Source organism: Agrobacterium sp. 719_389, assembly GCF_900188475.1.
Classification (GTDB): Bacteria; Pseudomonadota; Alphaproteobacteria; order Rhizobiales; family Rhizobiaceae; genus Agrobacterium; species Agrobacterium radiobacter.
Genome location: NZ_FYEM01000006.1, coordinates 71,644 through 91,590, shown reverse-complemented (window position 1 = coordinate 91,590; position 19,947 = coordinate 71,644). Strand labels below are relative to the sequence as shown.

Below are 19,947 nucleotides of genomic sequence, written 5' to 3'. Positions count from 1 at the left end.
CTTCAAGCCTTCGATTGTTTCATGGTGTGCTCTTTCATCCAGTGCCGGGTGTGGGCGTTTGCCTCTTCCGCCATCTTGATCGGGAGTCGATTAAACGCGTGAGGCGCATTCGGCGCGAGAAGGAGGTCCGCTTTTGCTCCGCCTGCCAGTATCGCGGCGTGCAGCAAGCGTGTGTCATCAAGGAGAGGGTCGTTGGTTCCAACGACAAGCAAACTCGGCGGAAGGCCGGCAAGATCGGCATAGAGCGGCGAAATGGCGGGATCGCGTAGCTCGGCCTCGTTCTTGCGACCGGAAACCCTTCGAAATAGTGGCTGCAGCGACGGACCATCGAGCATCAGCGCGCTCTTGTCAGCCGCCCGGACCGATGGCGTGCCAGACATATCAAAGGCTCCGAAAAACAGAACTAGACCGGACAGGGGCGGACGATATTTGGAGCGCTGGATCCGCAAGGCGGCGCAAAGCGCCAGATGAGCGCCCGCCGAATCTCCATGCAGAAACACGTCGCGAACATTATAGCGGGCACAGGCCTCGCTCAGAGCCCACTCAACTGCATGCATGCAGTCACTAATCGCGTCTTCCAGCCGGTGCTCAGGGATCAGGCGGTAATCTACACTGGCCACGACAAATCCGGCCTCAACGATCGGCACGGTGAGCGGGTCATCATTGATCGCCGCGAAGGTGGTCCAGGCGCCTCCATGAATATCGACCACGATGCCTATTGGCTCTTCTAGCGGTTCGATCAGCCTGATGCGAACTGGCGCTTCCGCTGGCCCGACGACAAGGCGCTTGGGCTTCAACCCGGCCTTTCTGGCCGGGCTGATCAATCGGCCGACCATGGGCATCAATAGCCGGAGCAAATGGACCTGAAACTTACTCTCGAAGTTGAGCCGCGGTATTTTGCGCCATTTCGTGGCGGCGAGCTGCGCTGCTTCGGCGATCGCCTCGCTCGTGAACCCGAGGTTATCGTTCCACCCATTTGCTGCGACCGTAGACATATACTCGTCGTGCACGTTCTGAACGTCAACCATGATCGGTCAGCCTTTCCGCAAGCGACCAAAGGACAGCACCCAAAGCCGGATCATTTAGTTGCGGTGAGCCTCTCGCTGGACGGTCGTCGCAGAAGTAGCCACCAGAGAGAGACTGCTCTCTGGCGGCAAGGTGTATCAGGCGGCGCGCGCCATCCTTGGGGCTCCCCAGCAGCGGGCGGCAGACGACCTTCAGCACACTTCCCAGCAGCCCCATGTAGCGGCCCATGTCGCTGGCGATCAGGCCGGGATGAAAGTCCCCCACATCGACTTCGGGGTGACGTCGGCCGAACTCGCGCAGAAGAATGCCGCCTACCAGCTTGGAACGGGCATAGACCCGATGCCAGCTCAACCCATCGGTTCGGTCGAGATGGCTAGGATCGACCGTCGCAGTGGTATGAGTACGCGACGACGTCGCCAAGACGCGCCCACCCTCAATGCGATCAGCCAGTCCCTGAAGAAGTAGCCATGGGCCAATTGCATTCAACTGGAGATTAGGCTCGATTCCGTCGCGAGTTCGGTCATGTCTGGCGACAACACCTCCTGCATTTAGCGCGAGAATATCGATGCGCGGCAGGTCGGCGCGCAGGCTCTCGACACACCGCCTGATATCGCCGAGGTCGAGCAGGTTTATGGTACGCACGGGAACGCCGAGGTCGTGTGCCTCTCGTTCGGTCTTTTCACGCGAGCCTCCGATCGGGACAACGTTTGCGCCAAGCGCGTGCAATATCCGGGCTGCTGCTGCGCCTGTCCCTGAACTTGCCCCGGTAATGACGATCGTTTTGCCTTTCAGATCATCCATGCGCCTGTCCGCCTCCTCCACTCAGCACCACACGTCTGCACGCGGTCGAGTGGGCGTCAGTCGCTGCGGCGACGAGGAATGCGGCGACATCAGCGCGAGCGATCCGAAGGCGCCTGGGCGTCTCAAGGTATGGCGATGCAGACCAATCGGTCGTTGCCGGTCCATCTGTCAGCGCCCCGAAATAGGCGATCGTGAAGTCGACGGGGCTTTCCCGTAGGATCACCTCGACAGCGTCGAAATCACGGTAATCCCTCCTAATCAGTGTGGCCGCTATAAGCCGCACGAGTAGACCGGAAGGCTCGCGGCTCGCCCCGGCGCCCCACGCAAGCGGCGCAACGATGCGGCGGATACCAGCCCGTCCCATCGCAATAGTCAGATTCCGGAAGGAGGCCTCCATTATCGCTGGTCCCCGCAATCCTTTGAGCCAGAGCGGGTTGCCAAGCGCGGAAATCGCAGCATCATGCCCCTTGATGGCTGCTGCGAGCGGCTCCAGATCTTCTGCCACCTGACCCGTAACGATGGAGAGGTTCCGATGCGGTGGGAGCCGCGCTGGATCTCTGACGAAAGCCGTGACGGAGTGTCCGGCAGCAAGGGCCTGATCGACAACCAGGCTGCCGACGCGGCCGGTTGCGCCGACCACGAAAAGACGCTTCCGCCCAACCGTCAAGCTATTCGGGTCGTCCCGCTGCAGGGACTCTTCTTTGGTGACGTTGGCCTTGCAGGTTGCAAGCGCGGTGCTGGCAAAAGACATCAATTATCCTGGAGTGACGCAGATGCGATCCACGCGACGATTTTAGTTTGGCGGCCAAACCATTTGTAAGGATCGACCTTCGATTGTCAAGGTTTGGCGGCCAAACTATACTCTTTGTCATGACCCGAGTGGATTTCGATTTGACCTACCAGCTTGTTGACCGTTCATTGCGACTCGCCGCGCATGTCGAAGCGGCGACCGCGCAGGCTATGAACGAACTAGGTCTGTCCGCCCCACTCGCAAATCTGCTGTGGCAAATCGACCCTGATCAGCCTCCGACGATGGGGCAGCTTGCGTCGCTCAGATATGTAGACAAGGCGACGATCACCGGGCTGGTGGCCAAGCTGGAAGCCAGGGGCTTCGTTGCCAGGCAGCAGACATCGACGGACAGGCGCAGCCGGGTCGTCGTCATGCTTGCGGCCGGGAAAGCAGTGAGAGACCAGTTGTTGCACGCAATCACCACTGCAACGCCATTTGCCACGCTTGCCCTATCGGAGAAGCACGAACTTCTTGAATTGCTGACTAAAGCAGTTCCTGTCGATCCGACGTTGAAGCAACCGTGGCGTGATTCCTCTGAACGTCAGCGGTCAACCAGCACGTAAGCAACTCTGAGTGACAGCGTCATAATCCTGAGATTCGTCATCATCTCCATTCAAATCGTCACTCAAACGTCTATTGCAACGTTGCCTCCGCAAAGGACAGTCGCAACCAACCGCCCTCTCCACGGATCCGGATCAAGAAGAAGCGCTGATACACCCACAGCTCCGGCGGGCTCTACGACCACTCCATAATGTCTCAGGCAAAAAGCCATAGCCTCCTGAATCTTAGCTTCGTCTACTGCAATAATGTCGTCCACAAGTCCGCGCATCGACTTGAGCGCGTAGGGCACCGGGACACGTACCGCAATTCCGTCCGCTGCGGTCCGCGCTGTTTCTGTCGTAACAATCCGTTCTCTTTTCCACGAAATCTTCATGGCAGGCGCTGCTTCCGCAACGACACCGACTACCTTGCAATTCGGCATCGCATGCCGCATCCAGGTGCCGATCCCGGTGAGCAGGGCACCGTTGCCCAGAGGCACCAAAACAGCGTCGAGTTTTGTTTCCCCCGGCAAAGAATCGGTCAGCTCCTTGGCGATTGTCCCGGCTCCCTCTGCGATATCTCTCTCTGCGCCGTCCTCCACAAACAGGAAGCCCTCCCTGCCGGCAAATGCTTCGGCCGCGAGCTTTGCAGCATCGAAGTCGTTTCCTTGCAGCACGACTTCCGCACCGAATCTACGCATCGCAGCAATTTTCAGGGGATTCGCGTTCACTGAGGAAAAGATCACCAGTTTCCTGCCTCGATGGGTAGCAGCGTATGCCAGTCCCTGGCCGAAGTTTCCGGCCGATGCGGAGACGATTGTCCTGCCATCGTCTTGCAGATTGGCCATCCACCAGCCTGCGCCGCGCCCCTTGAATGACCGGATCGGGTTAAGTGTCTCGATTTTTGCCAGCAGTTTGCATCCCAATGGAGCGTTTGCCGTTGATTGCTCCAGAAGAGGTGAGCGAAGGAACACAGGGTCGATCTTCGCAATAGCGCGTGAAATCCCATCGACGGACGGAAACGATGGCGTGCTCATAAGTGTTCTCCAGAAAAAGTTTGGACTGATTTCGCGGCGATACCCAACGCGAAACGACTGAATATGCATGGTGTTTGCCGCGTGGCTATCGGGCCAGCGGCAAAGCACTTCAAATGGAACTCGCAATACTGCAAGCGGAACCTAATTCGCCACGCGCCGGCGGCCGGCCACTCGTAGATACGCTTACCTCGTACGGGAGTTGCGCGAAGGTTTCCTTCCGGAAACAGCTTGGTTCTTATGGCATTCTGAGCGGAATCACATTCGGAGCAAGCTCAGTTTTCAGAGGTACGCTGTCGCCCACCTTGTTATGGACGAGCGTTCTTCTGTCGTCGCGGCCCGATGTTGCGGAAGTCGCCTCACCAAAGTAGCGCGCTGGCGTCGTCCCGAGCATGCGTCTGAACATCGAAATAAACGCGCTGACACTCTCATACCCGAGATCGGTCGCGATATTCGTGACCGAATCGCCTTGAGCAAGTCGTTGCAGAGCGAGGCCGACATGCAATTGCTGGCGCCATCGAACGAACGACATACCCGTTTCGCGCTGAAACAGTCGGCTCAACGTTCTATTGCTCGCTCCAACGCGGGCTCCCCATTCGTCGATAGTAAAGCGCACGCCTGGGCTTTCAATCATCGACTCGGTCAATCGGACGAGCCTCTTATCCTTCGGCATCGGCAAATGGATTGGCTCCAGAGGCGCCGCCGCCAACTCGTCGAGAAGAACGGATATCAAACGCGCCTCGCGTTCACCATCGATCTTGGCAAGAGACACCTCAGTATCGAACCGTAATATGAGTTCACGCAGGAACGGTTGAACAAAGAGGATACCGCAATCCTGATCAAGTGGAGCAACGAATGCCGGATCAATGTACAGACTTGCAATCTTGATGTGACCAGCCATCCTGCCTGCATGGGGCACACCGCCTGGTATCCACAAGGCACAATGCGGAGGCACCGTCCAGATCCCATTTGCTGCCTGCATCGTCAGCACACCACTGATGACATACATTAGTTGTGCCTTCTTATGGTGATGAGGTTTCGTCTCACCGACGAATGTCGCTTCGGAGATGAGACTGACGACTGGCCGTAGGATCGCATCCACTTCGTCAATGCTGGGCGGGTATGGAAATTGCATCCTCTTTTTCCAATCTCTGCTCTCATCCGCGCTAAAATGGGTTTGGCGCGTCAACCGCGCGTTTCCTCCTATGCACCCATGTTAGCAACATTGGTTCACCTCAAGCAGCGTTTTTTTTCAAGCAAGTCCGCCCCTTTGGCCGCAGCAGACTCCTCGTCGGGTGCAAACTGAACAGAAAAACCTAACGCTTTGCTGATTCCTGCGGCGGCAATACGTGTCGCGGTGCTTATCGGCGATTGGCCCTCTATCACGATCAACCCGACACAATATTTATTCATGCGATCCTTCATACGCTTGAAGAACAACGCCTTTGCCTTGCGTTCTTCGGACGTTTCGTTCTCGTGGTCGTGCTCAGGATGATCTGCAATCAGGACGAACGGCAACTCCTTGGCCAAGAGGCGCTCAAACAGCTCGTTTCTCTCCATCTGCTCATCGAAGGACGAGTGAGGCTCCTCATGAGCGCGCAAGAATACGAGCGGAAAGCGAGAATCATCCAGGAGCATCGTCTATTACCTTTCGTTGACAGGCGAGTTGCCGGGAGCCGCTGAATGCCGAAACCGCAATTGGGTCAACGCTCGGTCCACAGGACATAACTGCCTCGCTCATTTGTATCAGAGATGGCGTCCCCACCGCTCTCGCAGTCCTGCCAACAAATGCCGAGATTCTGCCACAGCGAAGTCTTCGCGCTCGCCGTCAGCATTTCCCCAACATCATCTCTGGGGCGCCCGAAATCTCCCGCTCAACCAGCAGAATGGCCGGTTCGAGAGATATGATGGCGGGATCGTTCGATGCAGCGCTTAGCCGGCCAAGGTATCTGAGAGCGGTTTACTGACGGTGACCAATTGCAAGAGATCAGCATGCGCGCGCTTGAGCTTCAGGCCTTTCCAGCGTGAACCCCGGCAATTGTCCCTCACAGCGCTCACCTCACTGCCGGCGCCGGTTCAGGCCGCGGCGGTGCAATCCGAGCTGATCCTGCTGTGCGCCGGATCAGCTTCCTCAAGGACGGTTTTACATGCCTCTTCATTCTATCCCAAAATGGCCCTTGCTGCTGCTTACATTGTTGATCCTGCAAGGCTGCCAAGACGGGGATGAGCCTCAGGCTTCCAGTGAAGCAGCGCAGGTGGTCAGCATCGTGCACGCGCAAGTCCTGCCCTTGGCGTCTTCCCTCACACTGATCGGTACGGTGACACCACGCCGTGTAGCGCTGGTTCATGCGCAAACGCCCGGCCTAGTGGTGATTGAACTGTTAGCTGAAGAGGGCCAGACGGTACGATCCGGCCAGATTCTGGCACGCCTGTCGTCCGAGCGGCAGAGCGCCGAACTTGATGGCGCGCGCGGAGAGCTGCACCGTGCCGAACAGGCACTGGCGCGTGCGGAGGCTCTCAAAACGAGCGGCACGGTATCACGCAGAGATGCCGATGCGGCGGTGGCCAGCCATGCTGCGGCGCTGGCGCGCGTACGTGCCTTGGAAATCGATCTTGCACGGGCTGAAGTTCGTGCGCCGGTGGCGGGATTGCTGCAGCGACGACACATCGAAATCGGCGAGGTCGCGAACGAAAAGCCCCTCTTCGAGATCGCCGCTGAGAGCGTCATGGAACTGGTGGCCGACCTGAGCGAAACGACATGGCGCCAGACCAGCGTCGGCCAGAGCGCCGACATCACCCTGGCAGAGGGGCCGGTCATCTCGGGCACAGTACGCCGCCTGTCCGCGGCACTGGACGGCAAGACCCGAATGGGCCGCGCCTGGATAAGTCTGGACTACGCGCCCGCGGGCCTTGTCTCCGGTGCAGGGGCGAGTGCCCGTCTGCGGATCGGCAGTGCCGATCTCTTGGCCATTCCACAATCCAGCCTGCTGTTCGACCAGCAGGGAGCCTATGTGTTCGTCGTTTCGGACGGTAAGGCCGTGCGGCGCGCCGTGGCAGTGGGCGCGCAAAACAGTGAGCATGCTGAGGTTGTCGGGGGGCTAAAGGCCGGCGATGCCGTCGTGGCGATATCGGGTTCGTTGCTGCGCGATGGCGATCCAATTCGGGTCGCAGCAGTCGGCGGTGATGCAAAGGACATCGCGCGATGAACCTTAATATTTCCGCTTGGGCAATCCGAAAGCCCGTCCCCTCGATCGTGTTGTTTGTTTTGCTGATGTTGCTGGGTGTGTCGTCCTTCCAGTCATTGCCTGTCGGGCGCACTCCCAACATCGACCTGCCGCTGGTCAACGTGGCCATTTCGCAGCCCGGAGCCGCGCCCGAAGAACTGGAAACGGACGTGGCACGTCTGGTCGAGAACGCGGTGGCGGGGATCACCGGCATACGCCATGTGAGTTCGTCGATCACCGATGGACTTTCCTCCACGAGAGTCGAGTTCCAACTGAATGTGGCGCCCGACACCGCTCTGTTCGAAGTCAAGAGCCGCGTCGATGCACTTCGCAGCCAACTGCCCGCCGACATCGACGCCCCGATCGTTTCCAAGGTCGATACGGAAGGTGTGGCACTGGTGACTTGGCAGGTTGCGTCACCGAACAGATCGCTTGCAGAGCTGTCGTGGTTCATCGACGATGCCGTTTCACAGCACCTGCGCGGATTGCCCGGTGTCGGCGATGTCGTGCGCCGGGGCGGGAGTGCAAGGGAGATTGAAATTGCCTTGCATCCGGATCGACTATTGTCCCTCGGCGTGACTGTCAGCGAGGTGCAAAATGCCCTGCGAGGCGGCCGCATAGACCTGCCCGCCGGACATTGGAATGCGGCGAATAGCCAGCAGCCGGTACGCATTCTGGCGCGCGCCCGATCGGTCGAGGAACTGGCCGACACGTCCCTGCCGCTAGCCGGACGCAGCATACGTCTCGGTGACATCGCACGTGTCACGGATACGACTGCGGAAGCACATACTTTCCTGCGCCGCGATGGCGAGCAGGCCGCGGTGGCCTTCTCCGTGTTCCGAGCGCGTGGCGCCGACGAGATCGCGGTGGCGCGTGCGGTCGCCAATGCGCTGCCGACACTGCAGGCTTTGGCTCCGGACATCACATTCACGCGCATAGACGAGACTGTCAGCCCGACCCAGGAAACCTTCGACGCGGCGATGAGCACGCTGCTCGAAGGCGCGGCGCTGGCCGTATTCGTGGTCTTCGTCTTTCTGCGCGACTGGCGCGCTACCCTGATCGCTGCGACCTCCCTGCCGCTCGCCATCATTCCGACCTTCTGGGTGCTCGATTTGGCGGGCTTTACTCTGAACATACTCAGCCTCCTTGGTGTGACGCTGGTGACTGGCATTCTGGTCGACGACGCCATCGTCGAGATCGAGAACATCGAGCGGCACATGCACATGGGCAAGACGCCCCGGCAGGCCACAATTGACGCCACCGCCGAAATTGGCCTAGCGGTGATGGCCATTTCGACCAGTGTCGCCGTGGTGTTCGCGCCGGTCGGCTTCATGAGCGGCGTCACAGGCCAATACTTCAAGCAGTTCGGTCTGACGGTTTCGGTATCGGTTATGATCTCCCTGCTGGTGGCCCGATTGATTACACCCATCATGGCGGCCAACCTACTGCGCCCTTTGACAAGGCCGCTATCCGAGGAGACTCCCCCTGTCTCATCGACCGCCTGGTATGCGCGTACACTGGGCTGGGTGGTGCGCTGGAAAGGTACGGTGATCATCGTCAGCGTCCTGGGTTTTGCGCTGTCGCTGGCGGCTGCCAGTCAGTTGCCGGATGACCTAGTGCCGGCGGAAGATACAGGACGGCTGATATTCGCCGTAGAAGCCTCTCCCGGCGTAACGCTCGAACAACTGGCCGATCGGACGGATGCAATGGCCAGAAGCATGCGGGCCGAACTACCCGACGTGGCGCATGTTCTGGTAGAAGGCGGTGTGTCACCTTCTGGAAGGCAGGAGCTTCGACTTTCCACCCTGATCGTCCATCTGAAGCCGAGGGAAGAGCGCCAGAGCAGTCAGCGTCAGGTGCAGCTTGCCGTTCGCGATCTTTTGCACACCCTGCCGGATTTGCGGGCGTGGCCGCTGAATAGCAATCTCGGGCGCGAGGTGGAGATCTCGGTCGCTGCGGTTTCGCCCGAGCGGTTGCGGGAAGCCGCATCCCTGGTCGAGACGCGGATGCGGGACATAGGGCTGGCGAACATTGCCTCCGATTCTGGCCTTACGCGTAGCGAGATCCATATCACACCGCGGCTGCCTGATGCCTCCCGGCTCGATATCTCTACCGTGCAGATTGCTGATGCGGTGCGCCTGGCCGCGGTGGGCGACGCGGACATCCTGTTGCCGAAATTCAAGGCTGAGGACCGTCTGGTCCCCATCCGCATACGTCTGAATGCCGCCGCCCGGCGTGACATCGAATTGCTGCGCGCACTCCCGGTGGCACGCATCGATGGACGGCCTGTTCCGCTCTCCGCCGTTGCCGACGTTCGTTGGCAAGGGGGGCCTTCGTCGATTGAACGATATGACCGTCAACGCCGCGTTCTGGTCGGCGCTGACCTCGCCGCCGGGCAGACCCTCGGCACGGCGCTCACTGGAATTCGTGCCTCTGAAGAGGTGCAAGCGTTGTCGTCTGGCGTTTCGATCCAGGCTGCCGGCGATGGGGAACTAATGGGTGAGATCATGAGCGGCTTCATCGGCGCTTTGGGCCTCGGGTTGCTGCTGATGTTCGCCGTCTTGGTGTTGTTGTTCTCGGGCATTCGTCAGCCCCTGATCATCCTCCTGTCTCTGCCGTTGGCCCTGACGGGCGCGATCCTTGCATTGTTCTTGACCGGAACACCGATCAATATGCCCGTGCTGATTGGTGTTCTCATGCTGATGGGAATCGTCGCCAAGAATGCGATCCTTCTAGTAGACTTCGCCAAGATCGGCGAGGATCAGGGGATGTTGGCAGCGGACGCCATCGTTCATGCCTGCCGCACCCGCGCGCGGCCAATCCTGATGACCACACTGGCGATGGTGGCAGGCATGCTGCCGAGCGCATTGGGGGCTGCCGTCGGCGGCGGGTTCCGCGCCCCTATGGCGATCGTCGTGATAGGCGGCCTGATCGTGGCAACGGTACTGTCGCTCCTGACGACGCCAGCGCTATTTCTGGCAATCGAAAGTCTATCTGCAGGTCTTCAGCGTGCTCGGTCAGCGATTGAGCCAAACGCACCCCCTTCGCGATAGAGGAGCCGATACTGAATATTTGAGTCCAGATATAATTAAAGCCGCCGCCTCGCCGGGCCAAGTGCTGACCTTACCGAAAAGGTTTTTGAGACACCCGACGTGGAGCAGCATCGAGGGTTTCCGCCAGCCAGATCGCGCGTCTTGCCCCGTCGCTGTATCCTCGAGCTGGTGCCGACGTGAATCGGTACTTGACACCGCGCAGGTCGTGACCATCGAGATAAAGCAGGTCGAAAGCGTAGAGGACAGCGCCGGAAAAAAGATTAGTCTGCCCCTTTCCTGGTGCGCCAGTGATTGCTGCGGCAGTGCGAAATCCGACCTCCCCTGACTTGCCACTGAACTGTCATCCAGCGGCGATTAGAGCCTCAGCGCAACATACTGAAGTTCCTGATATCGCCTAATAAATCAGGCTTGCAGGTTTTCTGATAGCGCCACATCTGCGATCTGGGCGAGTGTTGTGCCTGCATACATAGCCAATAGCTGATTTTCGGCGGCGGCGTGTGCTGCCTCTATGATCGCGTTGGAGGCCTTTTCCACGGGGCACGACGGGTGATCGTTCGAGATGGGTGCAGGCAGGATCATGCCGGCATTCAGCGCACGCTGAACATCAAGAACCGTCACCTCCTCCAAAGACCTGCTCAGCTTCCAACCTCCGCCACGACCACCTTCGGAATCGACGATCCCTTGCTCGCGCAGGGCTCCCAGTGTGCGCCGGACAACCACCGGATTGGTGTTGAGCATCTGCGCGATCCGTTCAGATGTTTCCTTGCCCCCCAACAACCCCATGTGGACGAGGACATGGAGCATCCGAGCAAGTCGGCCATCGGGTTTCATGAAAGACCTTTCCGCAACAAAATTTGTTACGCTATCTTGACGTGCGCGGTTTTCTGCAACACTTATAGTTACACTAAAGATGCGAGGCAACATGCTGCGGCGCGAGTTTCTTCTTTCCAGCTCGGCGTTCATCGCTTGGGCCGAGCGCCCTCATACGGAGGATAAGGGTCGTTACATGGATGGAACAATCAACGAGACAAGCATCGCAACTCGTACCATCAGCATGAGCATAGCCGACGAGGGAACAGGGCCGCTGGTCGTGCTTTGCCACGGCTTCCCCGAAACCAAACACGCCTGGCGTCATCAGATCACAGCGCTTGCTCGAGCCGGCTATCGAGCGGTGGCACCTGACATGCGTGGCTATGGCAAGAGCGAAGCGCCCCAGCAGGTCGATCAGTACACCGTATATCATAGCGTAGGCGACCTCATCGCCCTTCTGGATGCGCTTGGCGAAAGCGAGGCGGTCATCGTCGGCCACGATTGGGGCGCAACCGTTGCCTGGCAGGCAGCCATCATGCGCCCCGATCGGTTCCGGGCCGTCGTCGCATTGAGTGTGCCGATGATGGGGCAGCCACCGATACCGCCTTCGAAGATTTTTCCGCAATCTGATGAGGCCCTCTTCTATGCGCTCTATTTCCAGGAGCCTGGCCTTGCAGAAGAGGAGTTCGAGCGGGATGTTGCCCTTACGCTCAGCAAGCTCATCTACGCAGCCAGCGGCGAGGCCGGCCCGAGAAAACCAGGTGACGGGACACCGAACCCTTTCGGCATGGTTGGGAGAGATACCGGCCTTCTCCCCACCCTTCCTCTACCGGCTGAATTGCCCGATTGGCTACCTTCCAGGGAGTTCGATCGGCTCGTTGACACCTTCAAGGCTTCGGGCTTCACCGGTGGCTTGAACTACTACCGAAACCTTGATCGCAACTGGGAACTGCAACAGGCGACAAGTGGCTGCACCGTGGCCGTTCCAGCGCTGTTTGCAATCGGCGAACGCGACTCGGGCCTCAGCATACCCGGCATGGATATGATGATCGCTTCAATGGGGGAACTTGTCCCAAGGCTTCTTGGATCGCATGTCATCGCAGGTGCTGGACACTGGCTCCAGCAGGAAAGGCCGACCGAAGTCACGATGCTCATTCTATCGTTCTTGAAACAGCTTGAGGTCTGAATCGACAATGCCTGAGATCGGGCGGGGGAAATGATTTGACTGAATTCCAAGGACGACAGGACGGTTACATCGAAGGGAGCCTGCGCCAGGTTCCCGGACTACAAAGCCTGCATCGAATGGCCTCTCTGCTGCTGCGTGAAAGGGTTCCGGACAACGCTCGTATACTGGTCGTCGGAGCTGGGGGCGGCCTCGAAATCAATGCACTTGCTCAAGCAAACCGAGGCTGGACATTCGAAGGGGTCGACCCGTCTGCAGACATGTTGGGTCTCGCTCAGCAGACCACCTGCACGTACGCGTCACGGGTCAAACTCTATCGTGGTGACATTAACGCTGCGCCGGATGAACCCTTTGATGGCGCATTGTGCCTTCTTGTTTTCCACCACATATCTCTAGATGCCCGCCTGAAAATTCTGAATGGCGTAAAAAGGCGCCTTAGATCGGGGTCCCCTTTTGTGTTAGCACATGTCAGCTTTCCGCAGGACGAACCGGAGCGATCTGTTTGGATCGCCCGCCATATTTCCTATGGAACTCCAGAGGATACCGATCCTGAGAAAATTGAAGTAGCAAGCACGGCTATGCGTGAGCGCCTCCTGATTCTGGATCCCCTCAGAGAAGAGGAGTTGTTGCGAGATAGCGGCTTTCAAGGTGTCGTGAATTTCTACACTGCTCTTAGTTTCCGAGGGTGGCTCGCATATGCGTAGGTTCTGTGCGAGCGGCGTGGTTTTGACCGGGATTCTTTAAGCAGAAACACAACAGCGGACGTCATATTTGGGGATTAATGGCAACAAAACGCCTAATCCTCACAAGCATGCCGATTGTACGCGGTCATGTCAGGTCCATTATCAAACCAACTTCTTAAAGAGCGACGCCAGCGATTATGATATAGGCACCAATCCGGCGGTGTTTCGCAGGACGATGGCTGGTATACGTGAGGGCGGTTACGTCAAATCGGGGAAAGGCCACGGTGCCGGCTGGCAACTCGCCCGACGTCTCGACAAGATCACCCTACTCGCCGTTTACGAGGCCCTTGGACGGCCGACGCTATTCGCCATCGGGAACCGCGATGAGCACCCTGACTGCCGGGTGCAAAAGAACGTCAATGCAGCTCTCTCTATCTGATACGATGGCGCAGGCAGAGGCGTTGTTCATAGAGCGCTTCGGGCAGTTGACGCTTGATCAACTCGTGCCTGAACGAATGGCGTCATGCTCAAAAGAATCGGAGTCGGACGCAATATGAGGCTGTAGAGGGTCATCACAGCGCCAACCCTCTCTGCCTTCCCAACTGCCACGATACCGATCCGCCTTGCACAATCCCCATGACCTCGCGGCCGAGCTGGCGGTCGATGACCGGCCGCCATGGTACAAGGGTGAACTCATGGGATTTCTCGACCAGGGCGAACTTGCCGCTGGATAGCTGCACGGTGCCGGTGAACTTGCCGCTGACGTTCTCGCCATCGGCAGCGGCGCGGAACGGCAGGCCCTTAGTCGCGGCCAGCTCGCCGCCGACGCGGGCAATCTCGCGCTCGCGCAGCGTGGCGAGGAGATTGCGCCGATAGGCGATGCCGCCGTTCGGTTGGCGGGCTGCGTCGCCACGGTCGACATGATGCTCGCAGCGGCGGTCCATCGCCTCGCGAACCTGCTGACCGAAGCCGGACGGCGCGAGATCCGATGCCTCGGCCGAGACCAGCCGCCGGTCGAGCCAAGTCGCGCCGTCCGCGCCGATCTGCTGTTCCAGTCGGGCGGCCGAGAGGACGCGGATATTGGCCTGCCGATTGCGGCCGGCATCATAGGCGGCGGCACGGCTCTCGAAATCCTCGGGAATGCGCCACTGGTCGGCGTCGATCCGCTCGGCGATGCCTCCACGGCGCAACGCCTCCAGCCGGCGCACATGCGCATCGACATAGCCGTCATAGTCGCCGCCCGGCACGCGGCCCTCGAACTTCGCCTGTTCGAGATGCCGGCTCGGCCGATAGATGCCGTGCTCGGCGATTGCCGCGATGGTGCGGTCGGACGGACGGCTGGCGGTGTCGGGCGGGTCGATCTCCACGACGCTGCCGATCCGCGCATCGGCGACACGGGCCGGGTCGATGCCGGCGACATGGTGCGTGCGGCCGTCGATGCCGTCGACCATCACGGTCAGGTTCTCGCCCAGCTCGTCGGTCAGATATTTGTCGACGACGCGGCCGACGATCGGGATTTTCGGCGCGGCGTCGTGAATCTGAAAGGTCATGGGATCGCGCACTAGGCCATCGGCCTTCAGCGCCTTGTGCATGTTGCGGATGATGTCGCCGCGCTCGCCCAGCTCGCGCAGCGCCGGTTCCATCCGCTCGCCGAGTTCCCAGACGCCCGGCGCGTGCTCGGTGGCGAGGCCCATCTTCTCCAGCTTGGCGAGACGGCGAAGGCGCAGCGTCCGGTTGAACTGGCGCTTCGCGTCGGCAGGCTCATGGCGCAGATCGAGGAACCGTTCATCGGCCTCCTCGGTCATGGCGCGGTCGATGCGGGTGAAACGATCTTGGTCGATTTCGGCCGAGAGTTTGCGGGTCTGCTCGATCTCGGTGACGGGGCCAAGCTCCAGCGTCGTCAGCTCGCTCGCCCGCTCGCGGATGCCGTTGGCGAGATAGTCGCCATTGATCACGAGGTTTTCGCCCAGCTCGTCCTTGCCGCGCACGATGACATGGACGTGGGGATGGCCGGTATTGTGGTGATTGACCGCGACCCAATCGAGCCGGGTGCCGAGATCGGTTTCGACCTGGCGCATGAGGTTGCGGGTATGGGCCGTGAGGTCGGAGAGGTCCGCGGCGTCCTCGGGCGAGACGATGAACCGGAACTGGTGGCGATCGTCCGCACCAAGCTCGACGAAGGCCGCACCGTCGGCGCGATCCTCGGTCGCCGAATAGAGCTGGCCGCGTTCGCCGTCGCGCGAGGTGCCGTCGCGCTGGATGTAGCGCAGATGGGCGGCGGACTTTCCATTCTTGCCCGCGCCCTGAACGTAGCGGGTCTTGACGACGACGCGGCGCTGACCGGGCGCGTTGTGCCTCCAGCCGCCCGACAAGGTGCGGGCGCGAACGAAGGCCGCGCCGCGTCCGCGCTTCAGGCCCGGCGCGCTCGTCCGCGACGCCTTGCCTCCCTTGGCGGTCGCCGAGAATCGAGAGCGCGATGGCGATGACGCGGATGACCGCGACGGGCTGTTGCTCTGCTGGCGGGCGATCTTCTTCGCCTGGGTGAGAAAGCTCTTGGCCTTGCCGAGCTTCGGCGTGTCGGCGCGGATGCGGCCGGGCTTCGGCCGGAAACGGAATTCGTCGTCGGCGCTCAAGGGCGGGCCTCCGGCCAAAAATGCGGAAAACCGTCCGATTTCGGGCTGTGGTGCCGGTCGAAACCCAGGAAAGCCAAGGCTTTGCACTGAGGCGCGGCACGTGGGCTCAAGAAGCAAGGTGCCGGAAACGGCGCTCCAAAACAGTGTGCAGAGAAGGGCTTGCCCTGAAACCGCCGCCACGTGGTGCCGGTTTCCTTTATCTTGCCCTCCGCCCTTTCTTCCCTTCCTGCCCTCAAGACGGGGAATGCAGCCAGGCGAGCTCTTGCCTGACTGCACACCGGATGCGGCCCGTGCGAACGCGAGAACGCGATGCTCATCGCATCCCCCCGCCGTTCGCACGGGCCACGAACATGACGCCGCGCTGCGGCTCCGTATCGACAAGATCGCGCACCGGAACGGCAGCGCGACCGTCGCCGGATCGGCCGCTGGACTGTGCGTCCGACTGTCCGCCGGATGACGGCGCGGCTGCGGTCTGCGTGTTGCCTGCGCGCAGGATGAACAGCGGGGCCTCGCGCCAATCGGGCGGCGGCTCCGCGCGCTTCTCCGGCGTCTCGGGCGCAGCCGCCCCGCCGAGCAGCGGCAACAGCGCGGCAACATAGGCGCGGGTTTCGGCGGGCAGCGGGCGGCCCGTCGCGCGATGATCGTCGTAGCGGCCGGGACCGGCATTGTAGGCGGCGAGCATCGCCGCGACATTGCCGTAGCGGTCCCACATCTCGCGCAGATAGGCGGTGCCTGCGAGGATGTTATCGCGCGGATCGTAGGGATTGCGGCCGAGCCGATAGCGCACGCGCAAGCCCGCCCAGGTGTCGGGCATGACCTGCATCAAGCCGAGCGCGCCGGCCGTCGAGATCGCGCGCACGTCGCCCGCGCTCTCGGCGCGCATGACGGCGCGAATCCAGTGCTCGGGAATGCCGAAGCGCTGCGACGCCTCGGTGATGTGTGCGCGGTGCGGATCGGCGGCGGGGCGCATGACGGAGGCCGATTGCGCGATCGTGACGGTCGGTCCGGCCGACAGCGCGAGCGCGACGGCGAGGAGAAGAACGGTCCAGCGCCGTGACGATCGTTCAACGCCGAATCGCCAGCCTGCCAGCGTGCTCGCTGCGGTCAAGGGTGCGCGCGAAGCGCCGGCCGGGGGCCGCCCCTGACCTTCGCTGCGCGCGCCGGCCGACTTGTGGTCGAGCGGGACGAAGGAATGAGACGGCTTTCCCGCGAACAAAGGAATGGAGGCTTTGCGCGCGCTGATGACACGGGACCGCATGGCTTCAGTCCCGCTCTTCGCGCGGCTTCGGGCGCGTCCAGTGCAGCGACCATGACAATCCGGCATCGTCGTCGCGGAAGAGGTTGGCGCGGATCGGCTGCGGCAAGGCGGGATCGTCGAGCAGCACCGACAGATATTCGCCGGCCTTCTCGCCGGTGCGTTTCCACGCCGCGCCGATCTCCGGCCCGTCGTCTGCGCCGTGATGGACACGGTAGTCCGGCGCGTTCTCGGCGTCGGAATGCTCGGAGGGAACGATGGTGAGTTCGCGGTAAAGCGTGAGGGTGTGAACGCGCCCGGTGAAGCCGGAGGCTTCGCGCGTGAATTGACCGATTTGCGGCATGGCTGTCTCCAAGCGGTGGTGTTGGGGAAAGCCATCGGCGGACACCGCTCCCGCCGATGGGGAAGCGGTCAGCGCGCCGCCGGGGGCGTGCGGGCGCGCCAGACGAAGCGGCCGTCGCCGTCCTCGTCGGTCCAGAGCGGCCACGCGCGGCCGATGACGGCGCGCGCGGGAACGGGGCCGAAGTAGCGGCCGTCCAGGCTGTCACGGACGTGCGTGTTCATCAGGAAGAGTTCGCCGGCCGCGATGGTGTGGCAGCCCTGCCAGACAGGCAGATTGCGGCCGATCCGGTCGCGGTCGAGCGCATCGCCCATCGCCACGCCGTCCACCGTGACGGTGCGGCCGGTGCGGCAAACCTGTTGGCCGGGAAGCCCGGCAACGCGCTTCAGGAGCGGCACGCCGTCGCCGACATAACCGCGCGCGACCATGAAATGGACGAGCGGTTCGGGCGGCATGACGGCGACCAGTTCGGGCACGGTCAGCCGCTCGGCTGCGGCGATGGCGTAGAGCCCGACCGGCGCGCTGGCGGTGACGTTCCAGACCAGCCGCGTCGGCATGTCGATCACGGTGGTCGCGGCGATGGCGCCGACGGCGAGCGCCGACACCGCGACGATGCGGCGGCGGCTCATGGGTCGATCCTCCGGCGACCGATCCACGCGGCATGGCGCTCGGGCGTGTAGGCGTTCGGCTCCAGGCCGGAGGAAAGCCGGTTGTGGACGTGCCGCCAGTGGTCGGGCGACGCCTCGGCCGGATCGAGGCCGAGCGCTTCCACCGCGTCGATCGCGGCAAGCGCGCGCTGGACTTTGGGCCAGCCGTCGATCCGCAACAGGATGTCGCCGCCCGGCTGCACGAAGGGCAAGGTCTGGAAGGGCTCGCCGCGGCCGATGGCGCGCACGATGTCGATGCGTGAGACGACCGTGCCATGGTCGCCGGCCGCCCAGCGGACGAAAGCGAAGATGCTGTCGGGCTCGAAGCCGACGATGCTGCGGCGACGGTCGAGGATCTGTTCGTAGCTCTTGCGCCCGAACCTGATCCAGCGCTCGACCTTGCGCTTCTCGAAGGTCAGTTCGACCAGGGTGGTGAATGGCGCAGGCCCGTCCGGCTGCGGACGGCCATGCGCACGGCGGGAGGCTTTGCCGCTCATGACCGCTCTCCGTCGCTGCCGGGAGCGTCATGCGAGAACAGGTCGCGCAGCACGTCGGCGACGGACCTCGCGGCACCGGCACCACGCTTCGCGCGCGCGTTCGCCTCAGAAGAAAAGTTAGATTCTTGGTTAGACTCTAAGTTAGCGCGCGGATTCCGCCTCGCATGCCAAAGGCTTAACTGGGGTTCGTGCGCCCGAAGTCCCGATAGGGCTGCGCCTGAAGTCCCGATACCCTTTGCGCCCGAAGTCACGAGCGTTTCCACACCCTTTTCAACAGGCACTGTGGAAGTGCCGGCGGGCCGGATTTGCAGCAGCTCGCGGCGGCCTTCGCGGTAGATTTCGAGGCGGTATCCGAGCAGCGATTGCCTGGCGGCGATGCGGCGCAGGTCGAGCGCGAAGTCGGAAATCCGCGCCATGCTGCCGGATTTCTGGTGGAGGTGCGCGACCTCGAACAGCCAGCCGTGCGGTTGATGCCCAGCATGTTTTCGGGCGACGCGATAGAGCCAGCGTTCGATTCCGCCGGTCAGCCGGAAATAGGCCGGGTCGATCGCCAGCACGAGCGAGCGATCGGTGACGCCGCGATAGAACCAATCCGGCAGGACGAACTCCATGCCCTCGACACGTCCGTCGCGGGTGGTCAGCTCCTCCCATTCGTTGATCCAGGAGAATTGATGCCGCCGCCAATGCTCGCCCTGCCGGATCGTCGTGCGGATGGAGGTGGATTGCAGGCGGATGAGCGCGTTCTTGAGCAGGCGATATTCGCGCGCGCCGGTGCCGCGGCCGGTCGCCATGAGGAGCTGATAGGGCGTGAAGCGGAAGAGGCGCGAGGTGCGCAGGCCGTTGTTCTCGGCCGCGACGATCTGCGAGGCGGCCCATATCAGCACGTCGGCGTCCCAGATGGTCGCCATGCCGTAGTCAGCCATGCCGAACACCTCGACGCGGACGCCGCCGGATTCGTAAAGGATCGGCGCGGTGCGCTTGGCCTTGGCAAGCGAGAAGAACGGGCGTTCCATCAGGTCGCGTTGATCGCGGGGGCTCGCGTCGCCGGTCGCGACCACGAAGGGGTCGAGGCGGCTGCGTTCGCTGCAGTCGTGGCTATGCTGCGCGGCGGCGGGGCGATGATCGTCGTCGTGCAGCATTCAGCACTCGCCCCGCTCTTGCGGCGTTAGCGGGCGGGCCGGAAAGACGGTGCCGGCGTTCGGATCGCGGGTGGATTTGCGAGTGCCGATCTCGGTCCAGGCTTCGAGATCGTGGATGGTGTAGAGGACGCGGCCGCCGACCTTGCGATAGGTCGGGCCTGTGCCGTAGGTGCGATGCTTCTCAAGGGTGCGGATGGAGATGCCGAGGAAGCGCGCGGCCTCTTGTGTGCGCAGCAGGCGCGGCGGCATGTCCGCATTGGGGCGGATGGCCATAGGATCACCTCTGGATCATG

Annotated in this window: 20 protein-coding genes; 6 read left to right on the top strand and 14 right to left on the bottom strand. The window is 61.7% G+C overall.

Annotated elements, in window-relative coordinates; translation table 11 throughout:
* Positions 1-2: 2 nt before the first annotated feature.
* Genes CFB10_RS12705 through CFB10_RS12695 form a run of 3 tightly spaced genes read right to left on the bottom strand, consistent with a single transcriptional unit; the run spans position 3 to position 2,578 of the window.
* On the bottom strand, positions 3-1,028 hold the full coding sequence (locus CFB10_RS12705) for an alpha/beta hydrolase (RefSeq protein ID WP_020011498.1): 1,026 nt from the start codon (positions 1,026-1,028) through the stop codon (positions 3-5).
* Positions 1,021-1,827 (bottom strand): SDR family NAD(P)-dependent oxidoreductase, encoded by an 807-nt coding sequence (locus CFB10_RS12700; protein WP_020011499.1) that lies wholly within the window; start codon positions 1,825-1,827, stop codon positions 1,021-1,023. The genes CFB10_RS12705 and CFB10_RS12700 overlap by 8 nt, the downstream gene beginning before the upstream one ends.
* A complete protein-coding gene (locus CFB10_RS12695; RefSeq protein WP_020011500.1) occupies positions 1,820-2,578 on the bottom strand; it encodes an NAD(P)-dependent oxidoreductase in 759 nt (252 codons plus the stop codon). The genes CFB10_RS12700 and CFB10_RS12695 overlap by 8 nt, the downstream gene beginning before the upstream one ends.
* A gap of 140 nt (positions 2,579-2,718) precedes the next feature.
* Between CFB10_RS12695 and CFB10_RS12690 the strand changes: the two genes are divergently transcribed.
* Positions 2,719-3,180: a MarR family winged helix-turn-helix transcriptional regulator gene (locus CFB10_RS12690; protein ID WP_170940903.1), complete on the top strand. Its 462-nt coding sequence runs from the start codon at positions 2,719-2,721 to the stop codon at positions 3,178-3,180.
* 62 nt (positions 3,181-3,242) lie between these two features.
* Here the strand turns inward: CFB10_RS12690 and CFB10_RS12685 are convergent, their stop codons facing one another.
* The 3 genes from CFB10_RS12685 to CFB10_RS12675 form a co-directional block, all read right to left on the bottom strand.
* Positions 3,243-4,193 (bottom strand): threonine/serine dehydratase, encoded by a 951-nt coding sequence (locus CFB10_RS12685; protein ID WP_020011502.1) that lies wholly within the window; start codon positions 4,191-4,193, stop codon positions 3,243-3,245.
* Between the two features lie 235 nt (positions 4,194-4,428).
* On the bottom strand, positions 4,429-5,379 hold the full coding sequence (locus tag CFB10_RS12680; protein WP_244559865.1) for a helix-turn-helix domain-containing protein: 951 nt from the start codon (positions 5,377-5,379) through the stop codon (positions 4,429-4,431).
* Positions 5,380-5,420: 41 nt separating this feature from the next.
* Positions 5,421-5,828 (bottom strand): hypothetical protein, encoded by a 408-nt coding sequence (locus CFB10_RS12675; RefSeq protein WP_020011504.1) that lies wholly within the window; start codon positions 5,826-5,828, stop codon positions 5,421-5,423.
* Positions 5,829-6,367: 539 nt separating this feature from the next.
* Here CFB10_RS12675 and CFB10_RS12670 point away from each other — a divergent pair.
* Entirely contained in the window at positions 6,368-7,396 is a 1,029-nt protein-coding gene (locus tag CFB10_RS12670; RefSeq protein ID WP_170940902.1) for an efflux RND transporter periplasmic adaptor subunit, read from the top strand.
* Complete coding sequence (locus tag CFB10_RS12665; protein WP_020011507.1) at positions 7,393-10,467, top strand: efflux RND transporter permease subunit; 3,075 nt, start codon at positions 7,393-7,395, stop codon at positions 10,465-10,467. The genes CFB10_RS12670 and CFB10_RS12665 overlap by 4 nt, the downstream gene beginning before the upstream one ends.
* Positions 10,468-10,869: 402 nt before the next feature.
* On the opposite strand, the gene CFB10_RS12660 is transcribed toward CFB10_RS12665, so the two are convergent.
* Positions 10,870-11,298 carry an Rrf2 family transcriptional regulator gene (locus tag CFB10_RS12660; RefSeq protein WP_020011508.1) on the bottom strand — a complete coding sequence of 143 codons (429 nt, stop codon included), beginning with the start codon at positions 11,296-11,298 and terminating at the stop codon, positions 10,870-10,872.
* A gap of 91 nt (positions 11,299-11,389) precedes the next feature.
* Between CFB10_RS12660 and CFB10_RS12655 the strand changes: the two genes are divergently transcribed.
* The 3 genes from CFB10_RS12655 to CFB10_RS24210 all read left to right on the top strand — a co-directional run bounded on the left by CFB10_RS12655 (position 11,390) and on the right by CFB10_RS24210 (position 13,582).
* A complete protein-coding gene (locus tag CFB10_RS12655; protein WP_034501283.1) occupies positions 11,390-12,463 on the top strand; it encodes an alpha/beta fold hydrolase in 1,074 nt (357 codons plus the stop codon).
* A 35-nt stretch (positions 12,464-12,498) separates the two neighbouring features.
* The gene (locus CFB10_RS12650; RefSeq protein WP_026363902.1) at positions 12,499-13,164 is read left to right on the top strand and encodes a class I SAM-dependent methyltransferase; all 666 of its coding nucleotides are present in this window, start codon (positions 12,499-12,501) and stop codon (positions 13,162-13,164) included.
* A 214-nt stretch (positions 13,165-13,378) separates the two neighbouring features.
* Complete coding sequence (locus CFB10_RS24210; protein ID WP_244559864.1) at positions 13,379-13,582, top strand: Rrf2 family transcriptional regulator; 204 nt, start codon at positions 13,379-13,381, stop codon at positions 13,580-13,582.
* 133 nt (positions 13,583-13,715) lie between these two features.
* Here the strand turns inward: CFB10_RS24210 and CFB10_RS24205 are convergent, their stop codons facing one another.
* From CFB10_RS24205 to CFB10_RS12610, 7 genes are all read right to left on the bottom strand, one after another.
* Complete coding sequence (locus tag CFB10_RS24205) at positions 13,716-14,948, bottom strand: DUF3363 domain-containing protein (protein WP_256378467.1); 1,233 nt, start codon at positions 14,946-14,948, stop codon at positions 13,716-13,718.
* A 1,141-nt stretch (positions 14,949-16,089) separates the two neighbouring features.
* The gene (locus CFB10_RS12635; RefSeq protein ID WP_020011513.1) at positions 16,090-17,034 is read right to left on the bottom strand and encodes a lytic transglycosylase domain-containing protein; all 945 of its coding nucleotides are present in this window, start codon (positions 17,032-17,034) and stop codon (positions 16,090-16,092) included.
* 4 nt (positions 17,035-17,038) lie between these two features.
* Positions 17,039-17,374 carry a DUF736 domain-containing protein gene (locus tag CFB10_RS12630; RefSeq protein ID WP_020011514.1) on the bottom strand — a complete coding sequence of 112 codons (336 nt, stop codon included), beginning with the start codon at positions 17,372-17,374 and terminating at the stop codon, positions 17,039-17,041.
* A gap of 68 nt (positions 17,375-17,442) precedes the next feature.
* Positions 17,443-18,000, bottom strand: a complete 558-nt coding sequence (locus CFB10_RS12625; protein ID WP_020011515.1) for a S26 family signal peptidase — start codon at positions 17,998-18,000, stop codon at positions 17,443-17,445.
* Entirely contained in the window at positions 17,997-18,515 is a 519-nt protein-coding gene (locus CFB10_RS12620) for a DUF2840 domain-containing protein (protein ID WP_020011516.1), read from the bottom strand. Before CFB10_RS12620 ends, CFB10_RS12625 begins: the two co-directional genes overlap by 4 nt.
* A complete protein-coding gene (locus CFB10_RS12615; RefSeq protein ID WP_020011517.1) occupies positions 18,512-19,654 on the bottom strand; it encodes a replication initiator protein A in 1,143 nt (380 codons plus the stop codon). The genes CFB10_RS12620 and CFB10_RS12615 overlap by 4 nt, the downstream gene beginning before the upstream one ends.
* Entirely contained in the window at positions 19,655-19,927 is a 273-nt protein-coding gene (locus CFB10_RS12610; RefSeq protein WP_020011518.1) for an AlpA family transcriptional regulator, read from the bottom strand.
* Positions 19,928-19,947: the final 20 nt, after the last annotated feature.

What these genes read in the sequence shown, in the direction of transcription:
- CFB10_RS12685 (WP_020011502.1), bottom strand. Translation starts at nt 4,193, where the DNA reads ATGAGCACGCCATCGTTTCCGTCCGTCGATGGGATTTCACGCGCTATT.
- CFB10_RS12635 (WP_020011513.1), bottom strand. Translation starts at nt 17,034, where the DNA reads ATGCGGTCCCGTGTCATCAGCGCGCGCAAAGCCTCCATTCCTTTGTTC.
- CFB10_RS12695 (WP_020011500.1), bottom strand. Translation starts at nt 2,578, where the DNA reads ATGTCTTTTGCCAGCACCGCGCTTGCAACCTGCAAGGCCAACGTCACC.
- CFB10_RS12655 (WP_034501283.1), top strand. Translation starts at nt 11,390, where the DNA reads ATGCTGCGGCGCGAGTTTCTTCTTTCCAGCTCGGCGTTCATCGCTTGG.
- CFB10_RS24205 (WP_256378467.1), bottom strand. Translation starts at nt 14,948, where the DNA reads ATGACCGAGGAGGCCGATGAACGGTTCCTCGATCTGCGCCATGAGCCT.
- CFB10_RS12625 (WP_020011515.1), bottom strand. Translation starts at nt 18,000, where the DNA reads ATGAGCCGCCGCCGCATCGTCGCGGTGTCGGCGCTCGCCGTCGGCGCC.
- CFB10_RS12620 (WP_020011516.1), bottom strand. Translation starts at nt 18,515, where the DNA reads ATGAGCGGCAAAGCCTCCCGCCGTGCGCATGGCCGTCCGCAGCCGGAC.
- CFB10_RS12675 (WP_020011504.1), bottom strand. Translation starts at nt 5,828, where the DNA reads ATGCTCCTGGATGATTCTCGCTTTCCGCTCGTATTCTTGCGCGCTCAT.
- CFB10_RS12660 (WP_020011508.1), bottom strand. Translation starts at nt 11,298, where the DNA reads ATGAAACCCGATGGCCGACTTGCTCGGATGCTCCATGTCCTCGTCCAC.
- CFB10_RS12705 (WP_020011498.1), bottom strand. Translation starts at nt 1,028, where the DNA reads ATGGTTGACGTTCAGAACGTGCACGACGAGTATATGTCTACGGTCGCA.
- CFB10_RS12665 (WP_020011507.1), top strand. Translation starts at nt 7,393, where the DNA reads ATGAACCTTAATATTTCCGCTTGGGCAATCCGAAAGCCCGTCCCCTCG.
- CFB10_RS12610 (WP_020011518.1), bottom strand. Translation starts at nt 19,927, where the DNA reads ATGGCCATCCGCCCCAATGCGGACATGCCGCCGCGCCTGCTGCGCACA.
- CFB10_RS12700 (WP_020011499.1), bottom strand. Translation starts at nt 1,827, where the DNA reads ATGGATGATCTGAAAGGCAAAACGATCGTCATTACCGGGGCAAGTTCA.
- CFB10_RS24210 (WP_244559864.1), top strand. Translation starts at nt 13,379, where the DNA reads ATGGCTGGTATACGTGAGGGCGGTTACGTCAAATCGGGGAAAGGCCAC.
- CFB10_RS12630 (WP_020011514.1), bottom strand. Translation starts at nt 17,374, where the DNA reads ATGCCGCAAATCGGTCAATTCACGCGCGAAGCCTCCGGCTTCACCGGG.
- CFB10_RS12615 (WP_020011517.1), bottom strand. Translation starts at nt 19,654, where the DNA reads ATGCTGCACGACGACGATCATCGCCCCGCCGCCGCGCAGCATAGCCAC.